Origin of the sequence: Streptomyces sp. NPDC085931 (assembly GCF_044540565.1) — a bacterium.
GTDB lineage: Bacteria > Actinomycetota > Actinomycetes > Streptomycetales > Streptomycetaceae > Streptomyces.
Genome location: NZ_JBITSK010000011.1, coordinates 1 through 20,838 on the forward strand (window position 1 = coordinate 1; position 20,838 = coordinate 20,838).

Consider the following 20,838-nt stretch of genomic DNA (forward strand, 5'->3'; position numbering starts at 1 on the left):
GGTTACATTCCGAACCCGGAAGCTAAGCCTTACAGCGCCGATGGTACTGCAGGGGGGACCCTGTGGGAGAGTAGGACGCCGCCGAACAATCATTGGGAAAACCCCCGCATCTGGTGATGCGGGGGTTTTCTGCGTTCAGGGTCCTGCTCCTTTCGGAGAACAGGTCCTTTCGCATCGGCGGGCTATAGGCGTCCCGCCGATTTCAGGGCGAGGTATGCGTCGGCCAGGGCCGGCGCCAAGTCCTCCGGTGTGGCGTCGACGACCGTGACGCCGTGGCGGCGGAGTTGATCCGCCGTGCGGTGGCGTTCGGACTGGGCTCGGGCGGCTGCGGCGGCCTCGTAGACAGCGTCGACGTTTCCGCGGGCCTTGGCCATGTCGGAGATGTGGGGGTCCGCCACGGAGGCCAGCAGGACCGTGTGGCGTTGGGTGAGCTGGGCCAGGACCGGGAGGAGGCCTTCCTCGACGGGGGCCGCGTCCAGGGTGGTCAGCAGGACGATGAGGGAACGGCGGGGTGACGTGCGCAGTGCCGTGGCCGTGAGGCCCCGGGCGTCCGTCTCCACCAGTTCCGGTTCCAACGTGGCCATCGCGTTGACCAGGGACGGCAGGACATCGCCTGCCGTGCGGCCCTGGACCAGGGCGCGGACCCTGCGGTCGTAGGCGAGGAGGTCGACGCGGTCGCCGGCGCGGGACGCCAGCGCCGCGAGGAGCAGGGCCGCGTCCATGGAGGCGTCGAGGCGGGGTGCGTCGCCCACGCGGCCGGCGGAGGTGCGGCCGGTGTCGAGGACCAGGAGGATGTGGCGGTCGCGTTCGGGGCGCCAGGTGCGGACGGCGACAGCGGTCTGGCGGGCCGTGGCACGCCAGTCGATCGAGCGGGTGTCGTCACCGGGGACGTACTCGCGGAGGCTGTCGAACTCGGTGCCCTCGCCGCGGGTGAGCACGCTGGTGCGGCCGTCCAGTTCGCGCAGGCGGGCCAGCTTGGAGGGCAGGTGCTTGCGGCTGGTGAACGGGGGCAGGACCCGTACCGTCCACGGGGCCTTGTGTGTGCCCTGGCGGGCGAAGAGGCCAAGGGGGCCGTAGGAGCGGATGGTGATGCGGTCCGCTTGGCGGTCGCCCCGGCGGGTGGGGCGCAGCCGGGTGGTGACGCGGCGGCGCTCGCCCGGGGGGACGGTGAGGCGGTGCCGGGACGCGGGGGTCTCCGTGTCCGGCTGCCAGCTGCTGGGGGGCCAGGCGTCGCGGAGGCGGGCGCGCAGGGGGCGGCGGGACGGGTTGGTGATCGTGAGGGTGACGTCCGCCGTGTCGCCCAGGCGTACGGAGGTGTCGCCGGAGCGGGTCAGTCCCAGGCGCCGCACGGGGGCGGCCAGGGCGAAGTCGCAGGCGCAGGCCAGAGCCAGGGGTGCGTTGACCGCCAGGATGCCCGTCCAGCCGGGCTCCCAGATGCCTACGGGGAGGGAGCCCAGGGCCGCGAGGAGGGCGGCGCGTCCGGTGAGTGCCATCAGCGGGGGACGGGGACGTGGGCGAGGATCGCGGTGATGACGGAGTCGGCCGTCACGCCTTCCATTTCGGCCTCCGGGCGGAGCTGCACGCGGTGGCGGAGCGTGGGGAGCGCGAGGGCTTTCACGTCGTCGGGGATGACGTAGTCGCGGCCGGTCAGCCAGGCCCAGGCGCGGGCGGTGGCGAGGAGGGCCGTGGCGCCCCGGGGGGAGACGCCGAGGGTGAGGGACGGCGACTCGCGGGTGGCGCGGCAGATGTCGACGACGTAGGCGGTGATCTCCGGGGAGACGGTCGTCTTGGCGACGGCGGCCCGGGCGGCTTCGAGGTCGGTGGGGCCGGCCACGGGGCGTACGCCGGCGGCCTTGAGGTCGCGGGGGTTGAAGCCCTCGGCGTGGCGGGTGAGGACGTCGATCTCGTCCTGGCGGGAGGGCAGGGGGATGGTGAGTTTGAGGAGGAAGCGGTCGAGCTGGGCTTCCGGGAGGGGGTAGGTGCCCTCGTACTCGACCGGGTTCTGGGTCGCGGCGACCAGGAACGGGTCGGGCAGGGGGCGGGGGGTTCCGTCGACGGTGACCTGGCGTTCCTCCATGGCCTCCAGGAGGGACGACTGGGTCTTGGGGGGCGTGCGGTTGATCTCGTCGGCGAGGAGGAGGTTGGTGAAGACCGGGCCGGGCTGGAAGGAGAACTCGGCGCTGCGGGTGTCGTAGACCAGGGAGCCGGTGACGTCGCTCGGCATCAGGTCGGGGGTGAACTGGACGCGCTTGGTGTCGAGTTCGAGGGCGGAGGCGAGGGCGCGGACCAGGAGGGTCTTGGCGACGCCGGGGACGCCTTCGAGGAGGACGTGGCCGCGGCAGAGCAGGGCGACGACGAGGCCCGTGACGGCGGGGTCCTGGCCGACCACGGCCTTGGCGATCTCGGCGCGCAGGGCCTCCAGGGCGGCTCGGGCGTCGCCCGGGTCCCCGGTCTGCCCGGCGTTGTCAGTGGTCGGGTCCATCATGGACGGCGTACCTCTCTTTCGAGGGCGTCGAGTCGGTCGGCGAGTGCGATGAGTGCTGCGTCGTCGCTGGGCGGTGCTCCGAAGAGCAGGGCGTGGGGGTCCTGTCCGTCGCCGTGGAGGCGGGTGGACAGGGCGGGGAGCAGGGCCTCGGGCGAGTGCGCCTGGGTGACGGGGACGCCGACGAGGGGGGCGAGGCGGGTGCGGGTGGTGGAGCGGAGAGCGTCGGCCGCGCGGTCGCGGGCGTCGGCCTTGCGGTAGAGGCGGGCGCGGCCCTCGGCGGTTTCCGAGGCGCGGATCGCGACGGGGAGTTTCTCGGGCACCAAGGGGCCGAACCGGCGTGCCCGCCACAGGGCGGCCAGGGCTGCTGCGATGAAGAGTTGCAGGGTGCCCCAGAGCCAGCCCGAGGGGAGCAGGTCGAAGAAGCCGCGTTCCTCGTCGGTGCCGGTGGCCGAGGTGTCGGAGAGCGAGGGGAGGTACCAGACCAGATGGGGGCGGGAGCCGAGGAGTTGGAGGGCGAGCGAGGCGTTGCCCTGCTCGTCGAGGCGGTCGTTGAGGAGGATGTCGGGCGCGCCGAGGACGACGGTGTCGCCGTCTGCGCGGTCGGCCGGGATGCGCAGCAGGGTGGCCAGGCGTTCGCTCGGGTAGCACTGGTCGGCGTCGAGGTGGGTGGTGGTGTAGCGGACGCCGCCCGTTTCGGCGGTGCCGGCGCGGTGGGCGGCGGGCAGCGCGCAGTCGGGGGAGAGCGCCGAGTCGAGGCTGGTCGCGGGGTCGGCGGTGACGCCGGGGGCGAGCCGTTCGACGGAGGCGCTGCCCGGGGCGACCAGGACGGTACGGCCGTCGGAGCGGGCGAACGCGTCGTGCAGGCGGGTCTGCTGACCACGGGTCAGCAGGTCGGGGACGGCGACCAGGAGGGTGGTGTCCGGGCCGGTCGCGACGGCTGCCTCGTCCAGGGTGGTGACGACACGGGTGTCCACGCCCCGGTCGGCGAGCAGTTCGGCGACGGCGCGGCTGCCGCCCGGGTCGGCGGAGCGTGGGTCGAGTTCGCCGTGGCGGGCGTCGGAGCGGATGACGGCGATGGCGACGGCTCCGGCGACGAGCACCGCGAGCGCGAGGGCGATCCCGCGCGCGCGGGTCCACACCTGGCGGGCGGTGGGCGAGGCCGAGGTGGTGGGGAGCGTGGCCTCGGTGGTCATTCGGCGGCTCCCTGGCGGGTGGTGGGGGCCGTGCTCGCGCTGCTCGTCGCGAGCTGGGGCTTGGTGCGTTCCAGGTCGCGGTCGAGTTCCGCCATGCGGTGGTACGCCTGCTCGGTCGCCGAGCGGCCGCCGTACGTGACGTCGTCGAAGTCGCGGGCGGCGGCGCGCAGCCGGTCGGTGTGGGCGGGCAGGGCGCGGCCGGCTTCGGCCGCTGCCTCGTCGGCGGTGCGGCCGGGGCGGACGTCGAGGAGGGCGCGTTCCTCCAGGGCGCGGACGAGGGCGCGCATGCGTTCCTGGACGGCTTGGTTCCAGTGGCCCTGGGCGGCGTGTGCCTCGGCGGCGGCGCGGTGGTCGGCGGCGCTGCGCGGGCGGTCGTCGAACAGGGCGGCGGACGAGGTGGATTGGCGGCGCGGCGTGCCCAGGCGCCACCACAGGGCGGCCAGGACGGCGACGACGGCCAGGACGATGACGGCCAGGCCGAGCGTGCCGCCGGGCGTGGCGGTCGAGGCGGCGTTGAGCAGTCTGCCGAGCCAGTCCCAGAAGGCGTCGAGGGCACGCTGGAACAGGCTGGGGTCGTCTTCGTGGTACATCCGCTTGGACAGCTCGCGCCGGGCGGCCTCGCGCGCGGGGTCGCGCGGGGTGGTCAGGGGCGGTTCGTCGTCCGAGAGGGCCGACGACAGCACGGAGGTGTCGCCGGCGTGCAGCAGCGTCCGTAGGGCGGCGCCGGGCAGCGCCGTGGTGAGAAGGTCCCCCGCCGGGCTCACCGCATCAGCTCCCCGGGGTGGCGCCGGGGCCGTAGCCCTGGACACCGGCGGCGCGGGCCAGTTCGAGATCGAGGGCCTCGCGGCGAATGCGCTGGTCGATGTAGAGGAGCACGGTGACGCCGGCCGTGATCGGGAACGTGATCATGGAGCCGATCACCGAACCGATGCCGCTCACGATGAGGAACGTCCAGCCGAGGCTGCCGGCACCGGAGTTGAGCCAGCCGGTGATGCCCTCGTCGCTGAAGGCCCCGGCGAGGAAGGTGAACGGGATGACGATGATCGAGGCGACGACGTTGGCGATGATCGTGGCGAGCAGCTGGATGCCGAAGATCCGCCACCAGGTGCCCTGGACCAGCTTCGCGGAGCGGCTCATCGCCTTCTTGATGCCTTGCTTCTCCAGCATCAGGGCGGGCGAGGCGAGCGAGAAGCGGATCATCAGCCACAGGGCGACGATGCCGGCGCCGATGATTCCCAGGACGGTGAGGGCGACGCCCGCTGCGGTGCTCCCGGCGACGGAGACGAGGATGCCGGGCAGGGTGCCGACGGCGACGATGCCGGCGGTGATGAGCAGCAACAGGCAGATGAGGCCGAAGAGTTTGAGGATCTGAGGGCGGGCGTCGCGCCAGGCCTCGCCGATGGTGACCGGTTTGCCGAGCACGGCCCGGCTGGTGACGGTCGTCAGGAGGGCGGTGGCGATGACCGTGCCGACCAGGGAGATCACGAAGATGACGCTGGAGTTGAGCAGCGCGTCGCCCATGGCCCGGCTCAGCTCGCTGAGGGTGGCGCTCGGGTCGTTGAGGGCGTCGGTGCTGGAGTCGTCCAGGACGAGGCCCTGGAAGAGCACGACGATGATCTCGGTGAGGACCGCGACGGTGAGCGAGATGCCCAGGACCGTGCGCCAGTAGGTGCGCATGGTGGAGACCGCGCCGTCGAGGATCTCGCCCACGCCGAGCGGGCGGAGCGGGATCACGCCGGGCTTGGCGGCGGGCGGGGGGCCGCCCCAGCCGGCGCCCCAGCCGCCGGGGCCGCCCGGGTGTCCGTAAGCGGGGCCGTAGCCGCCGGGGGCTCCGGGACCGCCGGGGCCGTAGCCGCCCGGGCCGCCGTAGCCGCCGGGGGGCTGGGTGCCCCAGCCCGGGCCGGGCGGCGGGGGCGGGGGTGCCTGGCCGGGGCCGGGCGGGGTGCCGGGGGCGGACCACTGGGCCGGTGGCGGCTGTTCCTTGGACCACTGCGGGCCGGGGCCCTGCGAGCTGTGGTCGGGCTGTCCCGCCTGGTCGGCGGGCTGTGCGGGACCGGGGCGGTCTGCGGGCTCGGCAGGGCCGGACGCGTCAGGCTTCTGCCCGTCGGACGGGGCGGATCCGGGCGAGGCCCAGCCCGGAGTGTCGTTCATCGTCGCTCCTTCACGGTGCCCGTCCGCGGTCGCGGCGGCAGGTTGGCAGCCATCGTGCCATGGGGTGGTCTTGGTGTGACCGGCCGCGGTCTGGGCTGCGTACCTTCAATTGTCCGCCGGATTGGGGGCAGACTGATCGCATGGCTGATCAGTACGCGTACAGCGGCGACGACAAGCGGCCGACCGAGATCCCGGCGATCCGCTGGGAAGAGCCACCGGAGGGACCCGTTCTGGTCCTGCTCGACCAGACGAGGCTGCCGGCAGAGGAGGTCGAACTGGTCTGTACGGACGCGTCCGCGCTGGTGGAGGCGATCCGCTCGCTGGCCGTGCGCGGGGCGCCGCTGCTCGGCATCGCGGGGGCGTACGGTGTCGCGCTCGCCGCCGTGCGGGGCTTCGACGTGGACGAGGCCGCGTCCGCGCTGGCGACGGCCCGGCCGACCGCGGTGAACCTGGCCGTCGGGGTGCGGCGGGCGCAGGAGGCTCACGCGGCGGCGCTGGCCAAGGGCGGTGACGTCCGGCAGGCGGCCGCGGCGGCGCTGGCCGCGGCGCGGCAGCTGCACCGGGAGGACGCCGAGGCCAGTGGGCGGATGGCCGAGCACGGCCTGGCGCTGCTGGACGAGCTGCTGCCCGGTGGGGGGCACCGGATCCTGACCCACTGCAACACCGGCTCGCTGGTGTCGGGGGGCGAGGGCACGGCGTTCGCGGTGGCGCTCGCGGCGCACCGGGTGGGCCGGCTGCGGCGGCTGTGGGTGGACGAGACGCGTCCGCTGCTGCAGGGCGCGCGTCTGACGGCGTACGAGGCGGCCCGCAGCGGGATGGCGTACACGCTGCTCACGGACAACGCGGCGGGGTCGTTGTTCGCCGCGGGCGAGGTGGACGCGGTGCTGATCGGGGCCGACCGGATCACGGCGGACGGGTCGGTGGCGAACAAGGTGGGGAGTTACCCGCTGGCGGTGCTGGCGCGGTACCACCATGTGCCGTTCATCGTGGTGGCGCCGGTGACGACGGTGGACCTGGACACGGCGGACGGGGCGTCCATCGAGGTGGAGCAGCGTCCCGGGCACGAGGTGACCGAGCTGGTGGCGCCGCAGGTGCCGGTGGCCGGTACGGAGGCGGGCGGCGGGATCCCGGTGGCGCCGCTGGGGACGCAGGCGTACAACCCGGCCTTCGACGTGACGCCGCCGGAGCTGGTGACGGCGATCGTGACGGAGGAGGGTGTGGTCTCGCCGGTGACGGCCGAGGCGCTCGCCGAGGTGTGCGCGCGGTCGCGCAGGGTGGTGGCGGGCTGAGGGCGGCGGGCTGAGCTTCGCACGGTTACCGGAGCGGCCCGGATCGGGTCCCTCGTCCGCCGGAGTCGGCCCGGCCGGGCCGTCCGGCCGCCGAAGCGGGCTCGGGCTGGGTCGCTCGGCCGTCGAAGTGGGTTCGGGCCGGGGCGTCCGACCGTGAGGTTTTGGGCTCGGACCGGGGCGCTCGGCCGTCGGTTGGGGGCCCGGGGTGGGTCGCTCGGCGGTCGAAGTGGCCCGGGCCGGGGCGTCGGGCCGTCGGTTGGGGGCTCGGGCCGCATCGCTCGGCCGTCGAGGCGGGCTCGGGCCGGGTCGTCCGGCCGTCGGTTGGGGGCCGGGGCGGGCCGCTCGGCCGGCGAAGGGACTCCGCGGAGGTCGCCGGAAAGATCATCGGCGGGCGGACGAGGGCAGACAGTCGCGCTTGCTGCGACTATGGTCACTGGCCGGTGACCTACCTCACCACTGCCTTCGCCACCGTTATGAGAATGGGATGATGTCGTTTATGAAGGGACGAGTCCTTGTCGTCGACGACGACACCGCACTGGCCGAGATGCTCGGCATCGTGCTGCGTGGTGAGGGTTTCGAGCCGTCGTTCGTGGCCGACGGGGACAAGGCGCTGGCCGCGTTCCGGGAGGCCAAGCCGGATCTGGTGCTGCTGGACCTGATGCTGCCCGGCCGGGACGGCATCGAGGTGTGCCGCCTGATCAGGGCGGAGTCCGGCGTGCCGATCGTGATGCTCACGGCCAAGAGCGACACGGTCGATGTGGTGGTGGGCCTGGAGTCGGGTGCCGACGACTACATCGTGAAGCCGTTCAAGCCGAAGGAGCTGGTGGCCCGCATCCGGGCCAGGCTGCGGAGGTCGGAGGAACCGGCTCCGGAGCAGCTCGCCATCGGTGACCTGGTCATCGACGTGGCGGGGCACTCCGTGAAGCGGGACGGGCAGTCGATCGCGCTGACACCGCTGGAGTTCGACCTGCTGGTCGCGCTGGCGCGCAAGCCGTGGCAGGTGTTCACGCGCGAGGTGCTGCTGGAGCAGGTGTGGGGTTACCGGCACGCGGCGGACACGCGGCTGGTCAACGTGCATGTGCAGCGGCTGCGCTCCAAGGTCGAGAAGGACCCGGAGAAGCCGGAGATCGTGGTGACCGTGCGTGGTGTCGGGTACAAGGCAGGGCCGAGCTGACATGTCCGGCGACAGTGCCGCTTCGGCGCCCGGCCGGTCCGGGGCCCGCCCGGGGCGGCCTGTCGGGCGGAGGAAGGGCGGCCGCTGGGGGCGGTTCCTGGAGAGCGGTTTGCTCCAGGGCGGTGTTCAGGGCAGCCCGGTCGTCCGGCTGTTCGTGCGGTGGGTGCGCCGGCCGCTGCTGCCGGTCATGCGCCTGTGGCGGCGCAACATCCAGCTCAAGGTCGTCGTCACGACACTGCTGATGTCGCTCGGTGTGGTGCTGCTGCTGGGCTTCGTCGTCATCGGGCAGGTGCGCAACGGCCTGCTCGACGCCAAGGTGAAGGCGTCCCAGAGCCAGGCCACCGGCGGGTTCGCGGTGGCCAAGCAGCGCGCCGACGAGGCGGCCAGCGGGACCGGCGACGACGTCGCCACGGCGGACGGCCGGCCCGCGCAGAACGTCACCCAGTGGCTGAGCGACCTGGTCTCCTCGCTGTCCAGCGGTGGCCAGGGCGCCTTCGACGTGGTGACGCTCCCGGCCTCCGACGCGAACGGCGCCGGCGGTCGCGGACAGCGGGCCTCCGGCGAGGTGGACTGGAACCGGAGCGTGCCCGCGGACCTGCGCGAGCGGATCGGCAGCAGTACGACGGCCGCGCAGAGCTACACGCGCATCACGTACAACAACGAGATCAAGGACTCCCAGCCGGGCCTGGTCATCGGCAAGCAGGTCAACGACCCGAACGGCGACCCGTACCAGCTGTACTACCTCTTCCCGCTCACCCAGGAGGAGAAGTCGCTGAGCCTGGTCAAGGGCACGCTGGCGACGGCGGGGCTGTTCGTCGTCGTGCTGCTCGGGGCCATCGCCTGGCTCGTGGTGCGCCAGGTCGTCACGCCGGTGCGGATGGCGGCGGGGATCGCCGAGCGGCTGTCGGCCGGGCGGCTCCAGGAGCGCATGAAGGTCACCGGCGAGGACGACATCGCGCGCCTCGGCGAGGCCTTCAACAAGATGGCGCAGAACCTCCAGCTCAAGATCAGCCAGCTGGAGGACCTGTCGCGGATGCAGCGCCGGTTCGTGTCGGACGTGTCGCACGAGCTGCGGACGCCGCTGACGACCGTGCGGATGGCGGCGGACGTCATCCACGAGGCGCGTGAGGACTTCGACCCGGTGACCGCGCGGTCGGCGGAGCTGCTCGCCGACCAGCTGGACCGGTTCGAGTCGCTGCTCGCGGACCTGCTGGAGATCAGCCGGTTCGACGCGGGTGCCGCGGCGCTGGAGGCCGAGCCGATAGACCTCCGGGACGTCGTGCGGCGGGTGGTCAGCGGGGCCGAGCCGCTCGCGGAGCGCAAGGGCTCGCGGATCCGCGTCCTGGGCGACCAGCAGCCCGTCGTCGCCGAGGCGGACGCCCGGCGCGTGGAGCGGGTGCTGCGCAACCTCGTGGTCAACGCCGTGGAGCACGGCGAGGGCAACGACGTGATCGTCAGGCTCGCCGCGGCCGGCGGCGCTGTCGCCGTCGCGGTGCGGGACTACGGGGTCGGGCTCAAGCCGGGTGAGGCGACCCGTGTGTTCAGCCGCTTCTGGCGGGCCGACCCGGCACGCGCGCGTACCACGGGCGGTACGGGTCTGGGGCTGTCCATCGCCCTGGAGGACGCGCGGCTGCACGGCGGCTGGCTGCAGGCGTGGGGTGAGCCGGGCGGCGGCTCGCAGTTCCGGCTGACGCTGCCCAGGACCGCGGACGAGCCGCTGCGGGGCTCGCCGATACCGCTGGAGCCCAAGGACTCGCGGCGCAACCGCGGCCTCGACGACGCCGGTCTGCCGTGCGGCGGTGACGGCGAGAAGCGGGCGACCGTGCCGGCGCAGCCGGCGAGCGGCTCCGCGGCACCGGGGGCGAAGCGGGACCCGATACCGCCGAGGGCGGCCGGTGCCACGGCCGATCCGACGGCGCTGCCGGGCAACGGCGCGCGCGTGGTGCCACGGCCCGCCTCGGGCACCCGGAGGCAGGACGGGGAGACCGGTCCCGCCGGGACCGCGGGCCGGGGTGGACCCGGCGACGGCGCGGGCGCCGCGGGGACGGTGCCCGGAGGGCACGTCGGCGGTGGAAGCGGAGGCGGTGGGCACGTAGGCGGTGGACGCGGGAGCGGTGGACGTGTGGGCGGTCCCGCCCCGAGCACCGAGAACGGTGTGGCGAGCGGGACGGGTGACGGCGCTCCGGGCCGTACCGGCGCAGGCGCTGGCGCAGGCGCCGGCGACGCCGGCACGGGCGACGGTGCCGCCGCTCTCGGCGGTGAGGGTGCTCTCGGCGGTGAGGGTGCTTCCAGTGGTGAGGGCGCGCCGGGTGCGGCGAACAGGCAAGGGGAGGCATCTCGTGGGCGCTGACCGCGAAAGGCGCGGCCGGGGCGGTCCCGCGCGCGTGATGGCGTACGCCGCCGGTGGCGTCCTGGTGCTGGCGGGGTGTGCGTCGATGCCGGACAGCGGAGATCTGCGGAGCGTGGAGTCCACGCCGCGCCAGGACACCCAGGTGCGCGTGTTCGCCGTGCCGCCCGGGGAGGACGCGCCGCCCTCGGAGATCGTGCAGGGTTTCCTGGAGGCGCTGACCAGCGACGATCCGCAGTACAAGACGGCACGCCAGTACCTGACCGGGGACGCCGCGAAGACCTGGCGGCCGGAGCTGTACACCACGGTGCTCGCCGACGGACCGGGCGCCAAGCCCGAGGGGCCGGGAGGCCGGGAGGACACCGGCGAGATCTCGTACGTGCTCACCGGCACCAAGGTGGCCACCGTGGACGCGCAGCAGTCGTACGCGCCGGCCACCGGGACGTACGGCAGGACCGTGCATCTGACGCAGGACGAGAAGAGCGGGCAGTGGCGGATCGACGCGCTGCCGCAGGGTGTCGTCATGGGCCAGTCGGACTTCCAGCGCAACTACATGTCCGCCAGTAAGTACTACTTCGCCTCGAACACCGTGGCGGCCGGGGCGAAGACGCAGCCCACCGCGGTCGCGGACCCCGTCTACGTGCGCCGGCGCGTGGATCCCATGACGCAGATGGTGCGCTCGCTGCTGAGCGGGCCCACGCGCTGGCTCGACCCCGTCGTCCGGTCGAGCTTCCCCACCGGCACGGCGCTGGCGAAGGGCTCGGGCGCGCTCACGCCCGACGACCGCAACCTGCTGACCGTCCCGCTCAACGACAAGGCCGCGGGCATCGGCACCAACCGGTGCGAGGAGATGGCGGCCCAGCTGCTGTTCACGCTGCGCAGCCTCAGCCCCGCGGTGGACGAGGTGGAGCTGCGCGCCGGCGGGACCGAGCTGTGCTCGCTCACCCAGGCGGCGGCCGAGACCGCCGCCTCCCGCAGCGCGGCGCGTCACCCCGACTACCTGTACTTCGTCGACGGCAAGGACCGGCTCGTACGGATCCCGGCGGGCAGTGACGAGACCAAGCCGGACCCGGCGCCCGGCGCGCTGGGCGAGGGCGACACGGCCCTGCGGTCGGTGGCCGTCTCGCGCGACGAGCACACCGCGGCGGGCGTCAGCCTCGACGGCAAGTCGCTGTACGTCGGCTCGCTGGTCTCGGGCGGCTCGCTCGGTGAACCGGTGCTGCGCAGCCAGGGCCGCAGCGAGGCGGACCGGCTGACGACCCCCAGCTGGGACGCGGAGGACGGCCTGTGGGTGGCCGACCGCGACCCGCGCGATCCCCGGCTGCTGCTGCTGGAGGACGGCAAGGGCGAGCCGCTGGAGGTGCGCACGCCGCATCTGGACGGGCGGATCCAGTCCGTACGGGTGGCCGCGGACGGGGTGCGGATCGCGCTCGTCGTGGAGAAGGGCGGCAAGAAGACGCTGCTCATCGGGCTGATCGAGCGGGAGGAGAAGGCCGGCGCGCAGCCGTCCGTCCGCGTGGTCGAACTGCGCTCCGCGACCCCCGAGCTGGAGGAGGTCACGGCCATGTCGTGGGCCGGGGACAGCCGGCTCGTGGTGGTCGGGCGCGAGCACGGGGGCGTGGAGCAGATGCGGTACGTCCAGGTCGACGGCTCCACGCCGGACGTCCCGGCCCCCGCGGCCCTGACCGGCGTCAAGGAGGTCACCGCCGCCGAGGACGACGGGTTGCCGCTGGTGGCGAACTCGGTCGACGGCATCGTCCGGCTGCCCACGGGGGCGCAGTGGCAGAAGGTGACGGAGGGGACGGCGCCGGTCTACCCGGGGTGAGGCTCGGGCCGTGACCTCATGTCGCGGTGAGGGCCGGAGCCGTAGGGGCTGTGTGGCACGGAGCCGCACGGGCCGTGTGGCACGGCCGGGGCGGCATACCCCCGGCTGCCCCGGTTGCGCGGCGGCGACCTCGCCCTGCGTGGGCGCCGGCCGAGAGGGCCTCACCGCTATGTCTACAGACGGGTAGTCCAAGGACGGTCGTCCACAGGCGGTTGTCCACAGGGGTGGCCGCGGCCCGGCCGGGGCGGCAGAGTGGTCGGCATGCGGGGGTGGTGGCGGGACCTGACCGACCTGGTGCTGCCGGGTGAGTGCGAGGGCTGCGGCGCGCCGCGTACGGTGCTGTGCGCGCGGTGCCGTGCGGTGCTCGACGGGGTCGCGGTACGGCGGGTGCGGCCGGTGCCGGAGCCGTCCGGGCTGCCGGTGGTGCACGCGGCGGCCGCGTACGCCGACGAGGTGCGGGCGACGCTGCTGGCCCACAAGGAGCGGGGTGCCCTGGCGCTCGCGGGTCCGCTGGGAACGGCCCTGGCCCACGCCGTGCGCGCCGGGCTCCGGGAAGCCCGCCGGCCGGGCACCGGGGCCGCTGTGGGGGACAGAAGCGGCGCCGGACCGAGCAGAAGCGCCGCAGGGACCGGAAGCGATGGAAGCGGCGTATGGACAGTTGGCGCCGGAAGGGCCGGAAGCGCCGGAGGGCCCAGTAGCGCCGTTTGGACAGGAAGCGCTGGAAGCGCCGGAAGGCCCGGTAGCGCCACCCGGACAGGAAGCGCTGGAAGCGCCGCAACGACCGCAGGCGTCGGCACCGGGGCCGGAACCGCTCCCGTGCTGCTCGTGCCCGTGCCGTCCGGGCGGCGGGCCGTGCGCGCCCGGGGACATGACCCGGCACGCCGGATCGCCCTCGCGGCGGCCGCGGACCTGCGGCGCGGCGGCGTCCCGGCCCGGGTGCTCGGTGTGCTGCGGCACCGCCGGGCCGTGGCCGACCAGTCGGGTCTCAACTCCCGGCAGCGGCAGGACAATCTCGCCGGCGCGCTGACGGTCGCGCCCGGAGGCGCCGGGCTGCTGGCTGCCGGGCCGGTCGTCCTGGTCGACGACGTGATGACCACGGGCGCCTCCCTGGCGGAGGCTGCCCGGGCCGTGCGGGCCGCCGGCGGCGGGCCGGGGGTGTCGTACGCGGCGGTGACGGGGCCGATTTCGAACGCTGCGTGGACCGAGGCCGTGTACGGGGGAGAGAGCTGGGAAAGCAGAGAGGAACAGAACGTCGGATCAAGGCGCGAGAGGACGAGCCGGCGGCCCGGCCGGCAGGAAATGGCGGGCGCGGACGGCGCCGGCGGAGTGGCCGACGTGGTGTGCGCGGCAGTGGTCGCGGCATCACCGGACGCTTTCCAAATAAACCGGAACTGACTGAGATCTTGCGTCGTTGCAGGTAATGAGAGGGCCTATTCACCTGAACGGAGGTACGCCGCAGTAGAGGGTGACGACATCCGTCCGGGCGAGATATGTTCGGTTGAGAGGGAAAGCCGCAGGCCACACCTCTCAAATCCGAATGCCGTGACGCGGGTTTTCCTTCATCACTCGCGACGGTGGAGTGGAGATCTCGCCCACGGGGGAGGAGGTGGAAGTCACCGAGTCCGAGGTTCCGGGGCTGACCGGAACCTGGTGCAAAAGGGAGATGCTCCGCAGCGAAGCGGAGCGATCCGGGAACGGAGTTCTGCGTGGACATCGTCGTCAAGGGCCGCAAGACCGAGGTGCCCGAGCGGTTCCGGAAGCACGTGGCCGAGAAGCTGAAGCTGGAGAAGATCCAGAAGCTCGATGGCAAGGTGATCAGCCTCGACGTCGAGGTGTCCAAGGAGCCCAACCCCAGGCAGGCCGACCGCTGTGACCGAGTGGAGATCACGCTCCGCTCCCGCGGTCCGGTGATCCGGGCGGAGGCAGCGGCGAGCGATCCGTACGCGGCGCTCGACCTGGCGGCGGAGAAGCTGGAAGCCCGGCTGCGCAGGCAGCACGACAAGCGGTTCTCGCGCCGCGGCGCGCGCCGGATCCCGGCCGCCGAGGTCGCCGACCACGTCCCCGGTGTGGCGACGCTCAACGGGAGCGGCCTCGCGCCCGCCTCCGAGGAGGAGCCGGAAGCGGTCCCCACGAAGAAGATCGGCTCGCTGGAAGTACAAGGTGACGGCCCCATCGTCGTCCGCGAGAAGACCCACGTCGCAGCGCCCATGACCCTCGACCAGGCTCTCTACGAGATGGAGCTGGTCGGCCACGACTTCTACCTGTTCGTCGACTCCGAGACCAAGGAACCGAGTGTCGTCTACCGACGGCACGCCTACGACTACGGCGTGATCCACCTCAGGACGGACACCATGGTCACCCAGGCGCACTCCCCGGACGCGGGCGGTGCGCTCGGCGGCTGACCGGGCCGGGTGACAGGTGCAGTGGGTGCCCCTGGAGCGCGTGTGCGCCCCCAGGGGCACCCCTGTGCGACCACTTCGCGCCCCGCTCCGTCACCCCGGTGCCGTCCGGGCATGAAATCATGGTGGCCACGGCCCAACCGGTGGGTCGCTGCTCTGGGTTGGCGATGGCTCAGGACCACAGGCCACAGCCTTCAGGGGGAGGAACGATGGCGGACAGCTTCGGACCGATGCGTGACGAGGACGCCCACGACGGCGTCATCGGCATGGGCCCGGACACGGAGACCCCACGCAAGGAACCGATCAGAGTCCTCGTGGTGGACGATCACGCCCTGTTCCGCCGCGGCCTGGAGATCGTGCTCGCCGCCGAGGAGGACATCCAGGTCGTCGGGGAGGCGGGTGACGGAGCCGAAGCCGTCGAGAAGGCCGCCGACCTGCTGCCCGACATCGTCCTGATGGACGTGCGCATGCCGAAGCGGGGCGGCATCGAGGCCTGCACCTCCATCAAGGAGGTGGCACCCAGCGCGAAGATCATCATGCTGACGATCAGCGACGAGGAAGCCGATCTCTACGACGCCATCAAGGCGGGCGCGACCGGCTATCTCCTCAAGGAGATCTCCACGGACGAGGTGGCCACCGCGATTCGCGCGGTCGCCGACGGGCAGTCGCAGATCAGCCCGTCCATGGCGTCCAAGCTGCTCACCGAGTTCAAATCGATGATCCAGCGCACCGACGAGCGCCGCCTGGTGCCCGCGCCGCGCCTGACGGACCGCGAGCTGGAAGTCCTCAAGCTCGTCGCCACGGGAATGAACAACCGGGACATCGCCAAGGAGTTGTTCATCTCCGAGAACACCGTGAAGAACCATGTGCGCAACATCCTGGAGAAGCTGCAGCTGCACTCCAGGATGGAGGCCGTGGTGTACGCGATGCGGGAGAAGATCCTCGAAATCCGCTGACCCGGGCGGTCGGTGCACTCAGACGGTCAGGCGGGCCAGCTCCCGTACGAGCGGCTCCCGCAGGTCCGGCGCGTCGACCCGTTCCACGCGCACGTCCGTGCAGTCCACCCAGGACGCGGCCTCGACCAGGGCCTGGGCGACGGCCGGGACCGCCTTCGCGCCGTCGAGCGTGACCTGCTTGGCCACCAGCGTGCTGCCCGCGCGCGCCGGGTCCACACGGCCGACCAGCCGGCCGCCGGCCAGGACCGGCATCGCGAAGTAGCCGTACACCCGCTTCGGTTTGGGGACGTAGGCCTCCAGGCGGTGCGTGAAACCGAAGATCCGCTCCGTGCGCGCCCGCTCCCAGATGAGGGAGTCGAACGGCGACAGCAGTGTGGTGCGGTGCCGGCCGCGCGGGGGTGTCTCCAGGGCCGCCGGGTCGGCCCACGCCGGCTTGCCCCAGCCCTCGACCGTGACCGGGACCAGCCCCGAGTCGGCGATCACGGCGTCCACCTGCTCGCCTTTGAGGCGGTGGTAGTCGGCGATGTCCGCGCGGGTGCCGACGCCGAGGGACCGGCCCGCCAGGCGGACCAGGCGGCGCAGGCACTCGGTGTCGTCCAGCTCGTCGTGCAGCAGCGCGGGCGGGATCGCGCGCTCGGCGAGGTCGTAGAGCCGCTTCCAGCCGCGGCGTTCCACGCACACCACCTCGCCGTGCATCAGGGCGCGCTCCACGGCGACCTTGGAGCCGGACCAGTCCCACCAGTCGTTCGTCTTCTTCGCGCCGCCCAACTCCGTGGCCGTGAGGGGTCCTTCGGCGCGGAGCTGCTTGATGACCCGGTCGTACACACCGTCGGGAAGCTCGTGGTTCCAGTGCGGGCGGTTGCGGTAGGCGCGGCGGCGGAAGGCGAAGTGGGGCCACTCCTCGATGGGCAGGATGCACGCGGCGTGCGACCAGTACTCGAAGGCGTGCGGGGCGCCGGAGGGATCCGGGGTCCAGTACGCCTTCTCCACCGTCTTCCTGCCCACCGCGCCCAGGCGGGCGTAGGGCACCAGCTCGTGGGAGCGGGCCAGGACCGAGATCGTGTCGAGCTGTATCGCACCGAGGTGGCGCAGGACGCCGCGGACACCGGAGCGGCGGTCGGGGGCGCCGAGGAAGCCTTGGGCGCGCAGGGCGATTCTGCGGGCCTCGTCTGCGGAGAGCTCTGCTGCGGGGCGCGGGGTGGTCATGGCTCGCACGATATGCGGTGGCACTGACATCGGGGGCCGGACCTGCGGGATCTCGGTCAGCGGGCGGCTGGCAGGTACGGCGCCGTCGACGGCAGGCCGAGGTCCGAGGGGAGCAGGGAGCCGATCCAGGTGTCCCGGAGCACTCCCTTGTTGTTCGTCGCGGCGCGCAGTGTGCCCTCGATCGTGAAGCCCACGCGCTCCGCCACCGCGCGCGAGGCCCGGTTGCCCACCTCCGCGCGCCATTCGACCCGGTCGATCGCACCGTGCGCGAAGGCCCAGCGGCAGGCGGCGCGGGCCGCTTCGGTGATGTAGCCGTGGGAGCGGTGCTGCGGCGCGGCCCAGAAGCCGATCTCCGCCATGCCCAGGGCGCGCATCGTCAGGCCGAGCATGCCCGCGAGGTCGCCGGAGTGGAGGAAGACGCCGAAGGTGAACATGGAGCCGTCCGCCCAGCCCTCGGGGGCCAGCCGCTGAGTGAAGCTCTCGGCGTGCTCGCGCAGATAGGGCGAGGGGATCGTCGTCCAGCGCTGGATGTCGGAGTCCTGACAGGCCTCGTACACCGCGTCGGTGTCCCGGGGGCCCACCGTGCGCAGCAGGAGGCGGTCCGTGGTGAGGGTGACGGGTTCCATCGGCCGATTCTGCGCGGAGGGTGCCCGCGGCGCCATTCCTTTGCCGTCGGTGAGGCGGTGATCACGCGCTGTGCAAAACGGTGGCGTGATGCGGCACCATCCGGAGGGCCCGGACGTTGTCCCCTTCGAAGCAGACGTGAATCAGAATTGAAGCAGCGGACGGTCGCCGTCACGGCAGGCCCTCCCGGCGCGGCGGGGTCCTCGCATACGATGGCCGTTGCTCAGTAAGTCAAGTGGTAACCGACCGTCCCAGGCCCGACCGGCAAGGAGACCAACCCCCGTGTCCGTCCTCTCGAAGATCATGCGTGCAGGCGAAGGCAAGATCCTGCGCAAGCTGCACCGCATCGCGGACCAGGTCAACTCCATCGAAGAGGACTTCGTCGACCTCTCCGACGCCGAGCTGCGGGCCCTCACCGATGAGTACAAGCAGCGGTACGCCGATGGTGAGAGCCTGGACGACCTGCTGCCCGAGGCCTTCGCCACCGTCCGTGAGGCCGCCAAGCGCGTCCTGGGCCAGCGTCACTACGACGTGCAGATGATGGGCGGCGCCGCCCTGCACATGGGGTACGTGGCCGAGATGAAGACCGGTGAGGGCAAGACCCTCGTCGGCACGCTGCCGGCGTACCTGAACGCGCTGTCCGGCGAGGGCGTCCACATCATCACGGTCAACGACTACCTGGCCGAGCGCGACTCCGAGATGATGGGCCGCGTCCACCGCTTCCTGGGCCTGAGCGTCGGCTGCATCCTCGCCAACATGACGCCGGCTCAGCGCCGCGAGCAGTACGCCTGCGACATCACGTACGGCACGAACAACGAGTTCGGTTTCGACTACCTCCGCGACAACATGGCGTGGTCCAAGGACGAGCTCGTCCAGCGCGGCCACAACTTCGCCATCGTCGACGAGGTCGACTCCATCCTCATCGACGAGGCCCGTACGCCGCTGATCATCTCCGGCCCGGCCGACCAGGCCACCAAGTGGTACGGCGACTTCGCCAAGCTGGTCAAGCGCCTCAAGCGCGGCGAGGCCGGCCAGCCGCTCAAGGGCATCGAGGAGACCGGCGACTACGACGTCGACGAGAAGAAGCGCACGGTCGCCATCCACGAGTCCGGTGTCGCCAAGGTCGAGGACTGGCTGGGCATCGACAACCTCTACGAGTCGGTGAACACCCCGCTCGTGGGCTATCTGAACAACGCCATCAAGGCGAAGGAACTGTTCAAGAAGGACAAGGACTACGTCATCATCGACGACGAGGTCATGATCGTCGACGAGCACACCGGACGTATCCTCGCCGGCCGCCGTTACAACGAGGGCATGCACCAGGCGATCGAGGCGAAGGAAGGGGTGCCGATCAAGGACGAGAACCAGACGCTCGCCACGATCACCCTCCAGAACTTCTTCCGCCTCTACAAGCGCCACGACCACAACGGCAAGGAACAGCCCGGTCTGTGCGGCATGACCGGTACGGCCATGACCGAGGCCGCCGAGTTCCACCAGATCTACAAGCTCGGCGTGGTGCCGATCCCGACCAACCGGCCGATGATCCGCAAGGACCAGTCCGACCTGATCTACCGGACCGAGGTCGCCAAGTTCGAGGCCGTCGTCGACGACATCGAGGAGAAGCACCGCAAGGGGCAGCCGATCCTGGTCGGCACCACCTCCGTCGAGAAGTCCGAGTACCTCTCGCAGCAGCTGAGCAAGCGCGGCATCCAGCACGAGGTGCTCAACGCCAAGCAGCACGACCGGGAGGCGACGATCGTCGCCCAGGCCGGCCGCAAGGGCGCGGTCACGGTGGCGACGAACATGGCCGGCCGTGGTACGGACATCAAGCTCGGCGGCAACCCCGAGGACCTCGCCGAGGCCGAGCTGCGCCAGCGCGGTCTCGACCCCGAGGAGCACATCGAGGAGTGGGCGCAGGCCCTGCCCGAGGCGCTGGAGCGGGCCGAGAAGGCCGTCAAGGCGGAGAAGGAAGAGGTCGAGAAGCTCGGCGGCCTGTACGTGCTGGGCACCGAGCGGCACGAGTCGCGGCGGATCGACAACCAGCTGCGCGGTCGTTCCGGCCGTCAGGGCGACCCGGGCGAGTCCCGCTTCTACCTCTCCCTCGGCGACGACCTGATGCGGCTGTTCAAGGCGCAGATGGTCGAGCGCGTGATGTCCATGGCGAACGTGCCGGACGACGTGCCGATCGAGAACAAGATGGTCACGCGCGCGATCGCCTCCGCCCAGTCGCAGGTCGAGCAGCAGAACTTCGAGACCCGTAAGAACGTCCTGAAGTACGACGAGGTCCTCAACCGCCAGCGCGAGGTCATCTACGGCGAGCGGCGCCGCGTCCTGGAGGGCGAGGACCTGCACGAGCAGATCCAGCACTTCATGGACGACACCATCGACGCCTACGTCCAGGCCGAGACCGCCGAGGGCTTCCCGGAGGACTGGGACCTGGACCGGCTGTGGGGCGCCTTCAAGCAGCTCTACCCGTGCAACGTCACGGTCGAGGAGCTGGAGGAGGCGGCCGGCGACCGGGCCGGACTCACCGCCGAGTTCATCAGCGACTCCGTCAAGGACGACATCCACGAGCAGTACCAGGCCCGTGAGGCGCAGCTCGGCTCCGAGATCATGCGTGAGCTGGAGCGCCGGGTCGTGCTGTCGGTCCTGGACCGCAAGTGGCGCGAGCACCTCTACGAGATGGACTACCTCCAGGAGGGCATCGGCCTGCGCGCGATGGCGCAGAAGGACCCGCTGGTCGAGTACCAGCGCGAGGGCTTCGACATGTTCACCGCCATGATGGAGGGCATCAAGGAGGAGTCCGTCGGCTACCTGTTCAACCTGGAGGTCCAGGTCGAGCAGCAGGTCGAGGAGGTCCCCGTCGAGGACACCAAGCCCGTGGCCGACCTGGAGAAGCACGACTCGGTGCCGGCGCAGGCCGGTGCCCGTCCGGAGATCCGCGCCAAGGGCCTCGACGTCCCGCAGCGGCGCAACCTCCACTTCTCCGCGCCGACGGTCGACGGCGAGGGCGGCACGATCGAGGGCGACTTCACCGAGGACGGCGAGCCGGTGCGGTCCGAGGCCGACGGTCTCACCCGCGCGGAGCGCCGCAAGCAGGCCCGCAGCCGGGGCCGCCGCAAGAAGTGACGCGGGCCGAGCCGCCTCGGCGGCCGTCGCCGTAGCGTCTTCGAAGGGCCGGGCACCCGA

At 72.2% G+C, this 20,838-nt stretch carries 15 protein-coding genes and 1 rRNA gene; 9 read left to right on the top strand and 7 right to left on the bottom strand.

The features are described from left to right. Window positions 1-87: ribosomal RNA gene (rrf, locus tag ACIGAN_RS23130) — 5S ribosomal RNA — on the top strand; the annotation flags it as partial. A 95-nt stretch (window positions 88-182) separates the two neighbouring features. On the opposite strand, the gene ACIGAN_RS23135 is transcribed toward rrf, so the two are convergent. Genes ACIGAN_RS23135 through ACIGAN_RS23155 form a run of 5 tightly spaced genes read right to left on the bottom strand, consistent with a single transcriptional unit; the run spans window position 183 to window position 5,829 of the window. Next, a complete protein-coding gene (locus tag ACIGAN_RS23135) occupies window positions 183-1,493 on the bottom strand; it encodes a DUF58 domain-containing protein (protein WP_399860098.1) in 1,311 nt (436 codons plus the stop codon). Beyond that, window positions 1,493-2,482, bottom strand: a complete 990-nt coding sequence (locus ACIGAN_RS23140; RefSeq protein ID WP_399860101.1) for an AAA family ATPase — start codon at window positions 2,480-2,482, stop codon at window positions 1,493-1,495. Before ACIGAN_RS23140 ends, ACIGAN_RS23135 begins: the two co-directional genes overlap by 1 nt. After that, window positions 2,482-3,678, bottom strand: a complete 1,197-nt coding sequence (locus tag ACIGAN_RS23145) for a DUF4350 domain-containing protein (RefSeq protein WP_399860103.1) — start codon at window positions 3,676-3,678, stop codon at window positions 2,482-2,484. Before ACIGAN_RS23145 ends, ACIGAN_RS23140 begins: the two co-directional genes overlap by 1 nt. Next, window positions 3,675-4,442 (bottom strand): DUF4129 domain-containing protein, encoded by a 768-nt coding sequence (locus ACIGAN_RS23150; protein WP_399860105.1) that lies wholly within the window; start codon window positions 4,440-4,442, stop codon window positions 3,675-3,677. Before ACIGAN_RS23150 ends, ACIGAN_RS23145 begins: the two co-directional genes overlap by 4 nt. A gap of 4 nt (window positions 4,443-4,446) precedes the next feature. Further along, a complete protein-coding gene (locus ACIGAN_RS23155; protein WP_399860108.1) occupies window positions 4,447-5,829 on the bottom strand; it encodes a glycerophosphoryl diester phosphodiesterase membrane domain-containing protein in 1,383 nt (460 codons plus the stop codon). Window positions 5,830-5,969: 140 nt separating this feature from the next. Between ACIGAN_RS23155 and mtnA the strand changes: the two genes are divergently transcribed. From mtnA to ACIGAN_RS23190, 7 genes are all read left to right on the top strand, one after another. After that, entirely contained in the window at window positions 5,970-7,118 is a 1,149-nt protein-coding gene (gene mtnA / locus ACIGAN_RS23160; protein WP_399860111.1) for an S-methyl-5-thioribose-1-phosphate isomerase, read from the top strand. A gap of 484 nt (window positions 7,119-7,602) precedes the next feature. Then, the gene (mtrA, locus tag ACIGAN_RS23165; protein WP_009188938.1) at window positions 7,603-8,292 is read left to right on the top strand and encodes a two-component system response regulator MtrA; all 690 of its coding nucleotides are present in this window, start codon (window positions 7,603-7,605) and stop codon (window positions 8,290-8,292) included. A gap of 1 nt (window position 8,293) precedes the next feature. Continuing rightward, window positions 8,294-10,642 (top strand): MtrAB system histidine kinase MtrB, encoded by a 2,349-nt coding sequence (mtrB, locus tag ACIGAN_RS23170; RefSeq protein ID WP_399860114.1) that lies wholly within the window; start codon window positions 8,294-8,296, stop codon window positions 10,640-10,642. Beyond that, window positions 10,632-12,464 carry an LpqB family beta-propeller domain-containing protein gene (locus ACIGAN_RS23175; RefSeq protein ID WP_399860116.1) on the top strand — a complete coding sequence of 611 codons (1,833 nt, stop codon included), beginning with the start codon at window positions 10,632-10,634 and terminating at the stop codon, window positions 12,462-12,464. The genes mtrB and ACIGAN_RS23175 overlap by 11 nt, the downstream gene beginning before the upstream one ends. A gap of 261 nt (window positions 12,465-12,725) precedes the next feature. After that, complete coding sequence (locus ACIGAN_RS23180; protein ID WP_399860119.1) at window positions 12,726-13,859, top strand: ComF family protein; 1,134 nt, start codon at window positions 12,726-12,728, stop codon at window positions 13,857-13,859. 311 nt (window positions 13,860-14,170) lie between these two features. Further along, window positions 14,171-14,866, top strand: coding sequence for a ribosome hibernation-promoting factor, HPF/YfiA family (gene hpf, locus ACIGAN_RS23185; protein WP_399860122.1), 696 nt, complete (start codon window positions 14,171-14,173; stop codon window positions 14,864-14,866). A gap of 206 nt (window positions 14,867-15,072) precedes the next feature. Then, window positions 15,073-15,819, top strand: a complete 747-nt coding sequence (locus ACIGAN_RS23190) for a response regulator transcription factor (protein ID WP_365098215.1) — start codon at window positions 15,073-15,075, stop codon at window positions 15,817-15,819. A gap of 18 nt (window positions 15,820-15,837) precedes the next feature. On the opposite strand, the gene ACIGAN_RS23195 is transcribed toward ACIGAN_RS23190, so the two are convergent. Then, entirely contained in the window at window positions 15,838-17,025 is a 1,188-nt protein-coding gene (locus ACIGAN_RS23195) for a winged helix-turn-helix domain-containing protein (RefSeq protein ID WP_365098213.1), read from the bottom strand. A 56-nt stretch (window positions 17,026-17,081) separates the two neighbouring features. After that, on the bottom strand, window positions 17,082-17,651 hold the full coding sequence (locus ACIGAN_RS23200) for a GNAT family N-acetyltransferase (protein ID WP_399860125.1): 570 nt from the start codon (window positions 17,649-17,651) through the stop codon (window positions 17,082-17,084). Between the two features lie 280 nt (window positions 17,652-17,931). Here ACIGAN_RS23200 and secA point away from each other — a divergent pair, with 280 nt between their 5' ends. After that, window positions 17,932-20,778: a preprotein translocase subunit SecA gene (gene secA, locus ACIGAN_RS23205; RefSeq protein WP_365739136.1), complete on the top strand. Its 2,847-nt coding sequence runs from the start codon at window positions 17,932-17,934 to the stop codon at window positions 20,776-20,778. The last annotated feature ends 60 nt before the right edge of the window (window positions 20,779-20,838 follow it).